The following is a 14,869-nucleotide window of genomic DNA, read 5'->3' as shown; positions in this document are numbered from 1 at the left end:
ATGCCCGCGCCGGGCGGCGAGCCCCTGCGCGGCGAGCCCCTGCGTGCCGCGGCCCTGCGGGGCGTGGCCCTACGTACCGCGGGAGCAGTTGCCGACCGGCGCCCGGATGTGCGAAACGCCGCCCGGCCTGTGGGGCCGGGCGGCGTTCGGGGTGTGGGTCGGTCAGCGGGTGCGGCCCGCAAGCAACCGCCGGGGGCTGAAGCGGATCAGCCAGTCCCGCCCGGTGCTGAAGAGGCCCACCCAGCGGGCCGACATGTCGCCGAGCCCCATCCGCCAGCGCAGCATCACGGACGGCGGCAGCAGCAGCGCCACGATCCGGGTCCGCTTGGTCGCCGTCCTGGCGAGACTCCTGCGGACCTGGCCCAGCGCCACCGTCAGCTCCCCGCCCTGAAGCGGCTGCCGCGCGTAGCGGGCCCGCTCCTCGGCCCGCCCGAGCAGCACCGCCGACTCGGCCGGCGAGTCGGTCAGCTCGGCCTCCCGGACCAGCCGCTGGGCGGTGTGCCGCGGGGTTTCGGTCGGGTCGACGGGCACCCGGTAGTCGATCATGGTGTCGACCAGTTCGTCCCAGGCCGCGTGCGCGTCCTCGCGGGCCTGGACCGTCTCGGTGGTCACCACGACCTCGCGGCCGTCCGGCGGGGCCGGGCCCCCGGTCGCCACCGCCGTCGTCTTCGGGATCGTCGCGGAGTGGCGGCGTCTTCGGACGAGGATCCGGCGCAGGGCCGGCACCGCCAGCAGGGCCAGGAACACCGCGACGAGCGCCATGGTCAGCATGGTCGCCGAGGAGACGCTTGCCTGGATGCCGGCGCCCGGTGAGTTCAGAGCCCCGTTGTCCACGTCCCGGTCCGGGCGCTGCGCGGCACCCGGCGCCGCCGACGGGTCCGTGCCCGGCGCCACCGTCGCCGTCGAGGACGCCGACGGGGTGGCCACCGCGTCCGGGTCCTCGGCCCAGGCGGAGCGGGCCGAGCCGACCACGGCCGCCGCCGGGGTGGCGTCGAACGGTACCCAGCCGAAGCCGTCCAGGTAGACCTCGGTCCACGCGTGCGCGTTGCGGTTCGTGAGCACGTACGCGTCGCCGTCGCGGGTGCTGCCCAGCGTGAAGCCGAAGGCCACCCGGGCGGGGATGCCCGCCTCGCGGGCCATCCAGGCCATCGCCGCCGCGTACTGCTGGCAGTAGCCGGCCTTGCCCTCCTTCAGGAACGTGACGATCGCGGACTTGCCGGCCTGCGGGTCCGTGGTCTGGAGGCTGTAGGTGAAGCCGTTGTCCCGGGAGAAGTAGCGGTAGATCGCCGAGATCTTGTCGTACTCGGTGCGCTGGTTCTTGATCAGGCCGGCCACCAGCGCCTGGACCTCGGGGTCGTCCGGCACGGCGGTGAACTGGGTGCGCAGCGGGTCGTCGCGGGCGAGCGCCTCGGCCGTCCGCAGCTGGGCGGGGGTGTACTTGGCGCGGACGTAGTCGAACGAGTACTTCCTGCCCCTGGTGGTCGTGCGGTTGGAGAAGACCACCTGGGTGTTCGGGTCGTACAGCCAGGCGCCGTCGAGGCCGTCCGTGTCGATGATCGTCGAGTAGACCGGGGCCAGGGTCTGGTTGAAGTCGTTCGTGATCTCCACGTCCGCGTGGTACTGGGTGTATTGCACCCCCGCGGTGGCGCCGTTCTGGCGCGGGTCGTCCAGGCCGCGCGACAGCGGCCGGCCGGTCGGCGTCCGGTTGGTGACGGCCTCCTGCGTGATCACGTCCGCCACGCCGAAGCGCAGGTAGAACGGGTCGGGCTCGTTCGTGGTGACCCGGACGTAGTTGGTGACCTGCGCCTGGTTGAGCTGGCCGCTCAGCAGCGCGAAGAGGTTGATCCGCCCGTTGCCGCCGGTGCCGTTGCCGCCGACGCCGGTGCCGGCGCCCACCTGGGTGAGGCTGTTCAGCAGGCCGGTGTTGATGCCCGGTACGACAAGCGGCAGCAGCACGGCAACGGCCATCCCGATCACCGCGAGCCGGCGCCCGGCCGCGGCCAGCGGCGACGGCTCCCACACGTCGACGTCGCGGCCGTCGCCGGTGAACCTGCGGCCGAAGCGGCGTACCCGGTCGACGTTGTCCGCGACCAGCAGCCAGAGGAAGCCGGTCGCGCCGATGACGAAGGTGAGCATCGGGACGCTGTCCAGGTAGACCGCGACCGGGACCGAGTAGATCGCCAGCATCGGCAGGCCGGCGAGGGCCGGCTTGCGGGCGACGACGGCGAGCATGTCGACCGCGATGGCGACCGTGCCGATGCCGAGCACCGCGATGAAGAGCAGGCCGTCGCGGTCCGGTACCGGGACGCCGTATGAGCGGGTGTCGGTGCCGGCCTCGGTGAAGAGCTCGCCGAAGTGGTTGAACGTGGCCGGCGACGGTATCAGCGACAGCAGCTCGTCGCCGCTGGGGAACATCCAGGTCAGCGTCAGCAGCAGGACACCGACCATGGCGATCGCCTGCGCCCAGGTCGGGAACCGCAGCGTGCGGGTGAGCACCGCCGCGCCGGCGACGAGGCCGACCGCGAGGATGCACTGGAGCAGCCACGTCCAGGTGTCGAAGATCGCCGAAAGGGGCGCGGCGGCCAGCAGGGTCGCGGCCGCCGCCACGAGGCCAAGTCGTCGTCGCCCGGTCACCGCTGAACCCCCGTCATCGTCCCACCGTTTCCGCCATCGCCGCCCGGTACGCGAATCCCTGCGAGCCGCGGCCGGCCGCCGGCCAGAGCGCGGCGAGGGAGTCGCCGTGCGCGACCGGCACCGAGCGCCAGCCGCTGCGGATCAGCGCCATGGCCGAGGCGCCGTGCGCCCGGTCGGCCTCGGTGCGGTCGCCGGGGATCATGTTCACCCAGGTGGAGCTGTCGATCGCGAACCCGATGCAGGTCGCGCCGTTGCCGCGCAGCCCGGTCAGCACCTCGGCCTCGGCGACGCTGAGCGTGCCGAACAGGCCGATGACCAGGCCGCCGTCGGAGCGGCGCCGCACCTGCTCGACAAGCACCGAGATGTCGCCGGCGCTGCTGAGCTTCACGTCGGCGAGGGTGTCAAGGATCGCGCCCTCGCCGCCGATCTCGGTGGCGTCGACGTCAACGCCGGTGCCGGTGACAAGCCGCAGCTTGTAGCCGGCGTGGCGCAGGTGCACCGCGATGCTCGCGGCCGCCGACACCGCCCACTCGAAGCTCGCGGTCGGGCCCTCGCCGCGGTGCGCGGCCAGCCGGGTGTCGAGCACCACGGTGGCGCGGCTCTCCCACGGCTGTTCCTCGCGGCGGACCATCAGCTCGCCCGTACGGGCGGTGGAGCGCCAGTGCACCCGCCGCAGGTCGTCGCCGCGGCGGTATTCGCGGGTGGCCGCGTCGTCCTCACCGTGCACGGCGACCGAACGGGCGCGGCTGTCGCCGGTGCCCGCGTACTCGCCGGCGAGCCGGACGGCCGGCAGCGAGACGACCTGCGGGATGACCGTGAGCCGGTCGACGCTCGGGAACGAGCGGGTCAGTTCGCAGAGCCCGAAGGGGTCGGTCAGCCGGATCACCAGCGGGCCGACCGGGTAGCGGCCGCGCACGTCGGCACGGACCGTGTACGCCACCGAGCTGGCCTGGTGCGCGCCGAGGCGCTCGAGCACCACCCGGGGCCGGCTGCCGAGTGCGTACGGGAGCCGGTCCTCGAGCAGCAGCGTCCCGGTGGGCAGCCGGGACAGGTTCTGCAGGCGCAGGATCACCCGTGCGCTGGAGCCGACCGGCGCGCGGCCGGGCTCCAGCGAGCGGGTGCACGCCAGCTTGTAGCGGCTGCGGCCGACATACGCCGCGGCGAGCAGCGGCAGCGCCGCCAGCAGGACCGCGACGCGCAGCAGGTCCTTCTCGCCGAGGACGATGGCGGAGACCCCGGCGGCCGCGGCCGCGGCGAGGAACGAGCGGCCGCGGGTGGTCATTCCCCGCATAGCCTCCCGCATGTCAGCGTCCCCGTGACTCGTACTGCCCGGTCACGCCGCCGGTGGCGCGGGTGTCGTAGGGCGAGCGGTTGCGGTCGTGCGGCAACGGGAGCCGGTGCACGATCTCGGCCACGATGGCGTCGGTCGTGCGCCTGTTGAGCTGGGCGTCGGCCGTGGGGATGATGCGGTGCGCCAGCACCGGCACCGCGAGGGTCTGCAGGTCGTCGGGCAGGACGTAGTCGCGGCCCTCGAGCGCCGCGACGGCCTTGGCCGTGCGGATGAGCTGGAGCGTGGAGCGGGGCGACGCGCCGAGGCGGATCTCCGGCGCCTCCCGGGTGGCCGTGACCAGCGCGATCGCGTACTGCTGCACGGCCTCGGACGCGTGCACGTCGCGCGCGGTCGCGATGAGCCGGCGCACGAGCGTGGCGTCGGCGACGGCGCGCAGGTCGTTGAGCGGGTCGTGCGCGCCGTGGCCGTTGAGCATGGCCATCTCGGCCCGGGGGTCCGGGTAGCCCATCGCGATGCGGGCGGTGAAGCGGTCGCGCTGCGCCTCGGGGAGGGGGTAGGTGCCCTCCATCTCGATCGGGTTCTGGGTCGCGATGACCATGAACGGCGCCTGTAGCTCATAGGTGGTGCCGTCGACCGTGACCTGCCGCTCCTCCATGCACTCCAGCAGGGCGGACTGGGTCTTGGGCGAGGCCCGGTTGATCTCGTCGCCGACCACCAGGTTGGCGAACACCGCGCCCGGCTTGAACTCGAAGTCGCGCGTCTCCTGGTTGTAGACGCTGACCCCGGTCACGTCGCTGGGCAGCAGGTCGGGGGTGAACTGGATGCGCCGCACCGAGCAGTCGATCGAGCGGGCGAGAGCCTTGGCGAGCTTGGTCTTGCCGACGCCCGGCACGTCCTCGATCAGCAGGTGGCCCTCGGCGAGCAGCACAGCGAGTGCCAGCCGGATGGTGGCGCTCTTGCCTTCGATGACCTGCTCGATGTTCGTCACGATGGCGCCGCTGGCGGCGAGGAACTCATCGCTCGGCAGGGGACCGCCGGGCTGGTCCCAGGTTGGCGTTGTCACGGGCCTCCTCCATGTCGTTCAAGCTCCTCGCCACGTGCCTTTCGTGGTGAGGAGCCGAAGGTTCGCGGGCGGCCGGCGGTCCGTGGGCCTCCGGCGCTCGCCGCCCGTTCAACACAGATTAGCCCGGTCGATGCAACCTGCCGAGTTGGGCGCAAGTACCCATCACGGCACGCGGTCAACCAGACACGCATACCGGATGCATTACGAATCGTCCCGGGTGATACCGGTCGCCACCGCCATATCGGGCCCGGTACTATGCAGGGATGGCTCGGTCTTTCCTGCTTCTTAGCCGGCCGTGCTGATCTCCTAGCAGAGAACAGCGCGGCGCCCCCTCCTGCGAGAGGGGCTTTTTTATGCCCTGAAGCAGGCGACCCTGTCGACTGACCTCACAGAACGAGATGGTGACGATGAGCGAGTCCGAGACCAACGCGGACGTCCCGCCGTACCGATACACGGCGGCGATGGCCGCGGAGATCGAGCCACGCTGGCAGGCCTTCTGGGCCGACAACGGCACGTTCTACGCGCCGAACCCGACCGGTGAGCTGGCCGACGCCGCCCACCCCCGCGCGGGCGCGCCGAAACTGCACGTACAGGACATGTTCCCCTACCCGTCCGGCGCCGGACTGCACGTCGGGCACCCGCTGGGCTACATCGGCACGGACTCATACACCCGCTACCAGCGGATGGCGGGCTTCAACGTCCTGCACCCGATGGGCTTCGACGCGTTCGGGCTGCCCGCCGAGCAGTACGCGGTGCAGACCGGCACCCACCCGCGCACCACGACCGAGGCGAACGTCGAGCGCTACCGCGGCCAGCTGCGCCGGCTGGGCCTGGCCTACGACGACCGCCGCTCGGTCTCCACCACGGACCCGGCGTACTACCGGTGGACCCAGTGGATCTTCCTGCAGATCTTCAACTCCTGGTTCGACCCGTCGCTGCGCAAGGCGCGCCCGATCTCCACGCTGGTCGACGAGTTCGTCGCGGGCACCCGCAAGGTCGACGGCCGGTCCTGGGCGGACCTGTCGCACACCGAGCGGCGCGCGACGATCAACGACCACCGGCTGGCCTACGTCAGTGAGGCCCCGGTCAACTGGTGCCCCGGGCTGGGCACGGTGCTGGCCAACGAGGAGGTCACCCCCGAGGGCCGCAGCGAGCGGGGCAACTTCCCGGTCTTCCAGCGCAGCCTGAAGCAGTGGAAGATGCGGATCACCGCGTACGGCGACCGCCTGGTCGAGGACCTGGACAGCCTGGACTGGCCGGAGCCGGTCAAGCTGATGCAGCGAAACTGGATCGGTCGCTCCCGCGGTGCGCACGTCGACTTCCCGATCGACGGCTTCGAGATCTCGGTCTTCACCACCCGGCCCGACACCCTGTTCGGCGCGACCTACATGGTGCTGGCGCCCGAGCACTCCCTGGTCGACTCGCTGGTGCCGGCGGCCTGGCCCGAGGGCACCAAGGACGCCTGGACCGGCGGGCACGCCACGCCGGGCGCGGCCGTCGCCGCGTACCGGGCCGAGGCCGCCGCGAAGACCGAGCAGGAGCGCACCGCCGACGCCAAGGTCAAGACGGGCGTCTTCACCGGCGCGTACGCGACAAACCCGGCAAACGGCGCGAGCATCCCGGTCTTCATCGCCGACTACGTGCTGGCCGGCTACGGCACCGGCGCGATCATGGCGGTGCCCGGCCAGGACGAGCGGGACTGGGCGTTCGCCGAGGTCTTCGACCTGCCGATCATCCGTACGGTGCAGGCGCCGGCCGATTTCGAGGGCGCGTTCACCGGCGAGGGACCCGCGGTCAACAGCGACTGGCTGAACGGCATGAGTGTCGTCGACGCGAAGGCGTCGATGATCTCCTGGCTGGAGGAGAAGGGCCACGGCCGCGGCGCGACGACGTTCCGGCTGCGGGACTGGCTGTTCAGCCGGCAGCGCTACTGGGGCGAGCCGTTCCCGATCGTCTACGACGAGACCGGCCTGCCGATCGCGCTGCCCGACTCGATGCTGCCCGTCGAACTGCCGGACGTCGACGACTTCTCGCCGCGTACCTTCGACCCGCAGGACGCCGCGAGCGAGCCGGAGACGCCGCTGTCGCGCAAGAAGGACTGGGTCAACGTCGAGCTGGACCTGGGCGACGGCCCGAAGCGGTACGTCCGCGAGACCAACACGATGCCGCAGTGGGCCGGCTCCTGCTGGTACGAGCTGCGCTACCTGGACCCGCACAACGACAAGGTGCTGGTCGACCCGGAGAACGAGGCCTACTGGATGGGCCCGCAGCGGGCCGGCGACCCGGGCGGCGTCGACCTGTACGTCGGCGGCGTCGAGCACGCCGTGCTGCACCTGCTGTACGCGCGCTTCTGGCACAAGGTGCTGTTCGACCTGGGCCACGTCTCGTCGTTCGAGCCGTTCCGCAAGCTGTTCAACCAGGGCTACATCCAGGCGTACGCGTTCCGCGACGCGCGCGGCGTCATCGTGGCCGCCGAGGAGGTCGTCGAGCGCGACGGCAAGTGGTTCCACGGCGACCAGGAGGTCCACCGCGAGTACGGCAAGATGGGCAAGTCGCTGAAGAACGTCGTCACCCCGGACGACATGTGCGAGCAGTACGGCGCCGACACGTTCCGGGTGTACGAGATGGCGATGGGCCCGCTGGACGTCTCGCGCCCGTGGGAGACCCGCGCGGTCGTCGGCTCGCAGCGCTTCCTGCAGCGGGTCTGGCGCCTGGTCGTGGACGAGACGACCGGCGCGATCCGGGTCACCGACGACCCGCTGGACGTCAAGACCCGGCGCGCCCTGCACCGGACCATCGACGGCGTCCGCGGCGACATGGACGAACTGCGCTTCAACACCGCGATCGCGAAGCTGATCGAGCTGACCAACACGCTGACGCCGCTGGCGACGGCGTCGCGCGAGGCGATCGAGCCGCTGGTGCTGATGATGTCGCCGTTCGCGCCGCACCTGGCCGAGGAGCTGTGGCGCAAGCTGGGCCACGACGACACCCTGGCCTACGCGGACTTCCCGGTGGCGGATCCCGCCCTGCTGGTCGCGGAGTCGATCACCTACCCCATCCAGGTGAACGGCAAGGTCCGCGGCCGGGTCGAGGTAGCGCCCGACACAACCGAAGATTCCGTACGCGCGGCTGCGCTGGCCGAGGTCGCCGAAGCACTGGCCGGACGGGAGCCGCGCAAGGTGATCGTGGTTCCGGGCCGGCTGGTCAGCATCGTCGTCTGACCCGGGTCATCTCCGGACGGCCCGCCGCGAACCACTCGCGGCGGGCCGTTTTCATGGCGCCTTCGCCACCGGACACGTACCGAAAGTGCCACGGCATCCGCCCGATAAGAGCAGCGAACTGCCAGCTCACCGGATGACCGCGGTGCCGCAAGATCACTACGCTGGCCGCTCCACCATCACACGGAGCAACCTTGCCATCGTCGATCCCCGCCCCGACCGTCCCGGTTCCTGACAGCACACGCCGACGGGTAGTCGCGGCGATGGTGATCGTGGTTCCCCTGCTGGCGGTTGCCGCCGTGCTGAGCTGGCTCGACGGCTACGCCGCCGAAGCCGCGTTCCGGCCGGTGACCGAAGAGGCGACAGCCGCGGAATGCCGGGAGCTCTACACCGAACTCGACTCACACCTGACCGCTGAGCCGGAACTGCGATTCGCGGCACGAGACGGTTACTACCAGGCGCGGGTCTACGTCTCCGAGCCCGACAACTGGATGGCCGTCTGCCGCAACGATCCACCCGGGGCACAGTACCTGGGAACCGCGATGGAGCCGGGTGCGAAAGACCGTATCCAGCTGTTCGGCGCTGAAGACACCGTGATGAAGTCCAACCTGGTGGTCGGACGGGTGCCCACGGGGACGACGACGATCCGCGCCCGCCTGGCGTCGGGCCGGATCGTCACCGGCTCGCACGACGGCGACGTATTCGTCATCTGGACGGTCGACGACTCTGTCCAAGGCGCCCAGCTCACGGCGACCACCGCGGACGGCTCGGTCATCGCGGCAGCCACCGCGCCCGCGGAGTTCTGATCCCCGATGTCGGACGCCGAGCGGGCTGACCGAACCCTGCGCACGATCGCCGTGCTGATCGCCGCGTACGTGAGCTTCCAGATTCCGTCCACGACTCCGGCGATGCTCACCCTGCTGCCGCCACTCGCCGCGGCCACACCACTCGCGCTGCCCGCCAAGGCCCGAAGTTGGGCCGGAGCCGCCGTCGCGACGATGCTCACCGGGTTCACCTTCGTCCCAGGCGACCTCGGTCTGTACTACCTCCCAGTCGCGCTCCAGCTCTGGGCGGCCACGATCGTGCCCTGGGTGCTGCGCCGCGGCATCGGCCGCGTCGCCACCCGCTCATGGCACCTCGCCGCAGCCGCAGTCATCGCTCTGCCCGCACTGCTGCTGATATCCGCGTTCGCGACCGGCAAGTTCGACATCTACTGGGCCGGCGTGGCGCTGTGGGTCGCCGGGCCGCTCGTGGTTGCGGCGCTGTGCGCCTTCGGCATCCGGACGGGATACGCCCTGACCGCGCTGGCCGGCGCATCGGTCATGATCCTCGCGGTCCGCGATCAAGGCTTCCTGTTCGCCGCCTTCTGGCTGTTCGCAGCGGTGTACCTGACGATCGGAGCCACCGGTTTCACCGCGACCCGGCCCACTACCCGCGACGAAGCCGCACAACCGGGGGTGCCCGCCCAGCGATTGGGCTCGGCGCCATGAGTGCCTGGTGAACGAAGCCAGGGAGTACGGGACCTGGGCGGACTGGCTCGGGGTCCCTCGACACACCTTCTCGGCCGTCTTCGGCGCGGTCATCGCGCGCGGTCAGGACTACCGCGAGACGTTTCAGGTGTTCCGGCCCGGCTTCGATCTGACCGAAGAGCGGGAGAAGCGGGCCGCGGCGTTCAACAACGAAGCGCGCTGAGGGTGGTCTGCCAGCCGTAGAGCCGGTCATCCAGCTGGCGGACACACTCGGTGCCGGCCCATGGTTGCAGGCCGTGCCGGACTTCCCGGATGCGTTCCATGCCCGTGGCGTACCAGGTGATCCCGAGCTGATCGAGCGCTGCTTGAGCGTGGGCGCAGGCTTCGTCGGGGTGCTTGCGGGCGACCTCGACGGCGGCCAGGTCGCCGAGGATGACCGTGCGCTGTTTGCCCTCGTCGGCGGTCAGTGCCTCCAAGGCCCCGAACGCGAGGCGCTGGTCCGGGTGGCTGCCCTGCGCCAACACCCGCCGAAGCGGTGAAGGCTCCGGCCCGACGGAACGCCGGCCTGTGCCGGGTTGTCCGGCGGGATGTGCGGGGGACTGCGGGTCAGGCGGCGGGTGCGGCCAGGGCTGCTGCCGCGGCGGCGTCTCGGCGGGCGGCGAGGCGCCAGCGGAGGACGATCGCGGTGGTCAGGCCCATGCCGATCGCGGCGGGGGCGAGCGTGAGCGGGTTCATCGAGCCCGGTGAGGTGACGGCCGCGCCGATCACCGCGTACGAGACCGCGGACGGTACCGCGGCCAGCGTGGTGCCGAGCAGGTAGCGCACGCGGCAGACCGACGTGGTGCCGTACGCGTAGCCGATCAGGCCGTAGGGCGCGAGGGGCAGGAAGCGGACCAGCAGCACTGCGGCGAGGCCGCGGCGGTTCAGCCAGCCGTCGAGGCGGTCGAGGCGGCCGCCGGCCCGCGCGCGGAGTGCGCCCCGGCCGGCCCAGCGGCCCAGGTAGTAGGTGGCGACGCCGGCGATGACGGCCGCGGCCAGCGCGGTCACCGCGCCCGTCGCCGGGCCGAGCAGGGCGCCGCAGGCGAGGGTGATCGCCGTGCGTGGCACGAGCACCGAGAGCAGGAGGCCGCCGACCACGGCGATCGCCACGGCGGCCGCGGGGCCGATGGCGACGACCGAGTCCGCGATGGCGTGCAGGGGCAGGACCGCGGCGGCGACACCGAGGGACGCCACCGCCGTCCCGAGGATGCCGAAACGGACGAGCCGCCGGCGCCAGCCGATGGGGGTGTCCTGGTGCTGCGCGCTGGCCTGAGGGTCCGTGGCGGGGTTTTCGATGCCCCGCGGGGCGATCAGGGTGTCAGTCATGCAGGCGTACCGCCCCAACTTCTCGTCGGTCCAGGACAGGTCGTACCGGTCAGGCGTTCAGTCGGTCATACGGCGCCCGCCGCGGCGAGCCGCTCGCCTCGTAGCCGATCGGCCCAGGAGTCGTCGAGCGGTTGAAGGCTATCCGCGCCGATCGCCCAGCGCAGTAGCAGATCGGCTATAGCTGGGTTGCGAGCCAGCGCGGGGCCGTGCGCGTAGGTGCCGAGGATCTTCCCGTGCCAGGCGCCCTCGGTCTGGCCGTCGTTGCCGACGCCGGCGGTCACCCGGGCGAGCGGCGCGACGCCGGGCCCCAGCAGGGTCCGGCCGCCGTGGTTCTCGAAGCCGGTCAGCGGGGGCAGGCCCAGCCGCGGGTCGATGTCGCCGCGAACCTCACCGACCGCGCGGGTCTCGCCCCGGTCGGAGGTGAGGTCGAGCAGGTCCAGTCCGGCGCATTTGGTGCCCTTCGCGTAGAACGAGCCGCCGAAGAGCTGGTAACCCGCGCAGACGGCCAGCACGGCCGCGCCCTGGTGCACGGCCCGGTGTAGGCCGCCGTCGGCGATCAGCCGCTGCGCCGCGAGCGCCTGCGGCCCGTCCTCGCCGCCGCCGATCAGGTAGATGTCGGCGGTGGTGGGCAGCGCCTGGTCGGAGCGGACCTCGTAGGTCTCCACCGGGATGCCGCGCAGGGCCGCCCGGCGGCGCAGGATCAGCATGTTGCCCCGGTCGCCGTACGTCGACAGCAGGTCGGGGTAGATCCAGACGATCCGCAGCGTGCTCTCAGTTGACACGGTCCAACTCCGCTCGGATGTCCTGGAACGCGGTGTAGTTCGCGATCACCTCGAGGCGGCCCGGCGGGCTCGCCCGTACCGCCTCGTCGAAGGTATGCACGTGCCGGAAGGCCACATCGTTCACTTCCAGCCGAACGGCGAGGTCGTAGGCGCGGTCGCCGGTGATCAGGACCTGCCGCCCGCGCAGGGGGGAGAAGTCGACGTCGTAGAGCCACGACGTGTCGAAGCCGTCGGGGTCGCGGGCGTTGATGGAGAGCAGCGTCGGCGCCACCTCGGCCATGTCGAAGGCCTCCAGCCAGCTTGCCGGGTTCTTCGCCAGCAGCAGCCGGATGTTGCGCCCGTCGCGGTCGACCTGCGCGTAGCGGCCGGCCACCGAGGCCACGCCGGCGAGCCGTGGTGCGGCCTCGATCGGCCGGATGCCGAACTCGGCGGCGACGGCCAGCGCGGTGGCCGCGTTGCCGAGGTTGACCTGGCCCGGCAGCTGGAGCTTGATCAGGTGCCAGTCGCCGTTCGGATCGACGACGCCGTCGTCCTCCACGGTCCACTGCGCCCGCGGGCGGCGCAGCGGGCAGCCGCTGCACCACCAGTCGCCGTCGGCGCGCTCGATGGGCGAGCCGCACTCGGGGCAGACGAACGAGTCGTCGTGCCAGCGCTGCCCGGCGCTGAACCAGACGACCTGCTGGGTGTCGATCGCGGCCCAGACGACCATCGGGTCGTCGGCGTTGGCGACCACGTGCACGTCGGGGTGGGCCGCAAGGGCCGTGCGCCACATCTGCGCCATCATCGCCACCTCCTTCGCCCGGTCGAGCTGGTCGCGGGACAGGTTCAGCAAGGCGACCACACGCGGGGTGGTCTCGTCGATCACCCGGGCGAGGTAGTGCTCGTCGACCTCGAGCACCGCGAACGGGGTTGCGCCGGCCTTGGCCAGGGCCGAGGTGTGCCCGGTCGGCATGTTGGCGCCGAACGAGTTGGTGGCGACCGGGCCGAGCACGCCGACCGCGGCCGCGGCGAACCGGGTCGTGGTCGTCTTGCCGTTGGTGCCCGACACCAGCGCGATCGCGCGGCCCGAGGCGAGGTTCCTGAGCAGGTCAGGATCGATCTTGAGGCCGATCCACCCGCCGATCACCGAGCCGTCACCGCGTCCCGCGGCGCGTGAGAGCGCCGCAGCGGTTCGCGACACCGAAGTCGCGACCTTGGCCCGTAGGGGCAATTTCCCGTCCGTCACGGCTGCGAGGGTACCGGAAACGGACACTACGTCGAGTGGCCCCGGGGTCCGTGGCCTGCGGTGGGCCGGGGTCGGCCGAACGGATGATCTCCACCCCGCCGCTCGGTGCCGCGTTTAGGCCGGTGGGGGCGTTTAGGCCGACATTCTCCCGATCTTGCGAAAGTCCATGATCCACCGAGGTGCGGCTTTTTATGTGTCGTGTTTCACCCGTTACTTTCGGCGCAGGGTAAGTGATCCACTACGTCTCGTGACGGCATTTGTCACGGCCCGGTTACAAACCGGACAGAGTCCGATGTGCCAAATACTCTGAGTGACCAACTGGGGTCCGACGGTCCCGGCGGAAATCAGGTAGCAAGGTTGGGCCGGTGAGCATTCGCTCGCCGTTCGTGTCGCGTCGGACCACGCCGAGCCCTGCCCCGGTCCGGGCGGCATGACCGTTGAGGTAGCTACACCAACAAAAGGCAGTTGGGGGCAGGGACGGGGGACCCAGATCCGGTCCACCGGCGGTCACGTCGCTTCGGCGGCGCGTACCGCCCGGACCTTGGGGTGAAGTCGCCAGCGGCGACCGGGCAACCTTCCCGCCCGAACCCGACAGCTAACCTCGCAGGCGTGCCGGAGGGAATTCTCTACCGTGCACGAACGCAGTTCGAGCCGGAACCGCCGCATGGCCGGAACCGGCACCATCGCACTGTCCCTGGGTCTCTGCCTCTGTGCCGGCCAGCTGGTCGCCACACCGGCGGCGTCCGCCGCTCCCGTCGTCGAGGCGGCGGCCGCGGCATCGGCGATCAAGCCGAAGATCTCGAACTCCGCGGCCCGCTCCATCGCGTGGGGCAAGACGGTCAAGGTGACCGCCAAGGTGATCGACCCGAAGACCGGCGACGTGGTCACCAAGGGCTCGGTCCGCCTGCAAGCCAAGCGGAACGGCAAGTGGCGCACCTGGGTGACCCGCAAGCTGTCCGCCAAGGGGACGGTGACCCTGTCCGCCGAGCCGCACATCACCGGCTACTTCCGGACGCAGTACACCGGTGCCAGCGGCATCAACTCGGTGACCAGCCCGGGCATCAAGGTCACCGTGCGCAGCAGCGGCGCGAAGATCCTCGCCGAGGCGAAGCGGCACAAGGGCGCGCTCTACAAGTTCGGCGCCGCGGGCCCCAAGCGCTTCGACTGCTCCGGCTACACCCAGTACGTCTTCCGCAAGACGACGGGCAAGAAGCTCCCGCACAAGGCGAACGCGCAGCAGAAGCACGGCAAGAAGATCAGCAAGAGCAACAAGCGGATCGGCGACCTCATCGTGGTCCGGTCCGGCTCGTACGGCACGCACGCCGGCATCTACGCGGGCGGCGGCTACATGTGGGACTCGCCGCACTCGGGCGCCCGGGTGGGCAAGCACAAGATCTGGAGCAAGAACTACGTCGTCCGGCGCCTCGTCGCCGCGTGACACTAGTAAGAACAGTGCGGCACCGGTAAGAAGCAGTAGGACAGTTCAGTGGGGCGCGACCCGGTTCGGGTCGCGCCCCACTGTCGTGCGCGGCCTCCACTTTGCTCCCCACCCGAGCGTCGAAGGGCGGCTGCCCCTTCCCGAAAGCCCGATTTCGGGGGACTTTCGTGCCCGCGTGGGCGGCATGTCGGAAAGTGGACCATGGCAAGGAGGCCTAACCCCTCCACTTCGCCGCCACCGGCTCTGACGTGCGCATTCATCTGCGAATCTGACTCGCAGGCCGCGTCATTCTGGTTGCGGGTGGAGGGAAGTGGAGTAGAGTGGAGCGCAGTGGCAGGGCCTGAGGAGCTGACTCCGAAGGGGTTGCCGGCCCAGACGACAGGC

General features: G+C 71.1%; 11 protein-coding genes, 1 pseudogene and 1 riboswitch. Of the genes and pseudogenes, 5 read left to right on the top strand and 7 right to left on the bottom strand.

All coding sequences use genetic code 11. The features are described from left to right. Nucleotides 1–162: 162 nt before the first annotated feature. Genes BJ971_RS30085 through BJ971_RS30075 form a run of 3 tightly spaced genes read right to left on the bottom strand, consistent with a single transcriptional unit; the run spans nt 163 to nt 4,988 of the window. Nucleotides 163–2,634 (bottom strand): transglutaminaseTgpA domain-containing protein, encoded by a 2,472-nt coding sequence (locus tag BJ971_RS30085; protein WP_184996532.1) that lies wholly within the window; start codon nt 2,632–2,634, stop codon nt 163–165. A gap of 13 nt (nt 2,635–2,647) precedes the next feature. Further along, nucleotides 2,648–3,937, bottom strand: coding sequence for a DUF58 domain-containing protein (locus BJ971_RS30080; RefSeq protein ID WP_184996531.1), 1,290 nt, complete (start codon nt 3,935–3,937; stop codon nt 2,648–2,650). Nucleotide 3,938: 1 nt separating this feature from the next. Further along, nucleotides 3,939–4,988: an AAA family ATPase gene (locus BJ971_RS30075; RefSeq protein WP_184996530.1), complete on the bottom strand. Its 1,050-nt coding sequence runs from the start codon at nt 4,986–4,988 to the stop codon at nt 3,939–3,941. A gap of 407 nt (nt 4,989–5,395) precedes the next feature. On the opposite strand from BJ971_RS30075, the gene leuS reads away from it, so the two are divergent. The 4 genes and pseudogenes from leuS to BJ971_RS30055 all read left to right on the top strand — a co-directional run. Continuing rightward, nucleotides 5,396–8,209, top strand: a complete 2,814-nt coding sequence (gene leuS, locus BJ971_RS30070; protein WP_184996529.1) for a leucine--tRNA ligase — start codon at nt 5,396–5,398, stop codon at nt 8,207–8,209. 260 nt (nt 8,210–8,469) lie between these two features. Beyond that, nucleotides 8,470–9,012, top strand: a complete 543-nt coding sequence (locus tag BJ971_RS30065) for a hypothetical protein (protein WP_184996528.1) — start codon at nt 8,470–8,472, stop codon at nt 9,010–9,012. Nucleotides 9,013–9,063: 51 nt separating this feature from the next. Next, the gene (locus BJ971_RS30060; protein WP_184996527.1) at nt 9,064–9,696 is read left to right on the top strand and encodes a hypothetical protein; all 633 of its coding nucleotides are present in this window, start codon (nt 9,064–9,066) and stop codon (nt 9,694–9,696) included. 4 nt (nt 9,697–9,700) lie between these two features. Further along, a pseudogene (locus BJ971_RS30055) lies at nt 9,701–9,877 on the top strand (haloacid dehalogenase); the annotation flags it as partial. A gap of 1 nt (nt 9,878) precedes the next feature. Here the strand turns inward: BJ971_RS30055 and BJ971_RS30050 are convergent. The 4 genes from BJ971_RS30050 to BJ971_RS30035 all read right to left on the bottom strand — a co-directional run bounded on the left by BJ971_RS30050 (nt 9,879) and on the right by BJ971_RS30035 (nt 13,032). Further along, nucleotides 9,879–10,199 (bottom strand): hypothetical protein, encoded by a 321-nt coding sequence (locus BJ971_RS30050; RefSeq protein WP_184996526.1) that lies wholly within the window; start codon nt 10,197–10,199, stop codon nt 9,879–9,881. 82 nt (nt 10,200–10,281) lie between these two features. After that, nucleotides 10,282–11,040: a TVP38/TMEM64 family protein gene (locus BJ971_RS30045; RefSeq protein WP_184996525.1), complete on the bottom strand. Its 759-nt coding sequence runs from the start codon at nt 11,038–11,040 to the stop codon at nt 10,282–10,284. Between the two features lie 65 nt (nt 11,041–11,105). Further along, nucleotides 11,106–11,822, bottom strand: coding sequence for a type 1 glutamine amidotransferase (locus tag BJ971_RS30040; protein ID WP_184996524.1), 717 nt, complete (start codon nt 11,820–11,822; stop codon nt 11,106–11,108). Further along, nucleotides 11,812–13,032 carry a Mur ligase family protein gene (locus tag BJ971_RS30035; protein ID WP_184999186.1) on the bottom strand — a complete coding sequence of 407 codons (1,221 nt, stop codon included), beginning with the start codon at nt 13,030–13,032 and terminating at the stop codon, nt 11,812–11,814. The genes BJ971_RS30040 and BJ971_RS30035 overlap by 11 nt, the downstream gene beginning before the upstream one ends. A gap of 454 nt (nt 13,033–13,486) precedes the next feature. Then, nucleotides 13,487–13,672: riboswitch (cyclic di-AMP (ydaO/yuaA leader) on the top strand. 39 nt (nt 13,673–13,711) lie between these two features. On the opposite strand from BJ971_RS30035, the gene BJ971_RS30030 reads away from it, so the two are divergent. Further along, nucleotides 13,712–14,485, top strand: a complete 774-nt coding sequence (locus tag BJ971_RS30030; RefSeq protein ID WP_184996523.1) for a C40 family peptidase — start codon at nt 13,712–13,714, stop codon at nt 14,483–14,485. Nucleotides 14,486–14,869: the final 384 nt, after the last annotated feature.

The sequence above is a fragment of the Amorphoplanes digitatis genome (genome assembly GCF_014205335.1).
GTDB lineage: Bacteria > Actinomycetota > Actinomycetes > Mycobacteriales > Micromonosporaceae > Actinoplanes > Actinoplanes digitatus.
This window is presented reverse-complemented; position numbering and strand designations above follow the sequence as displayed.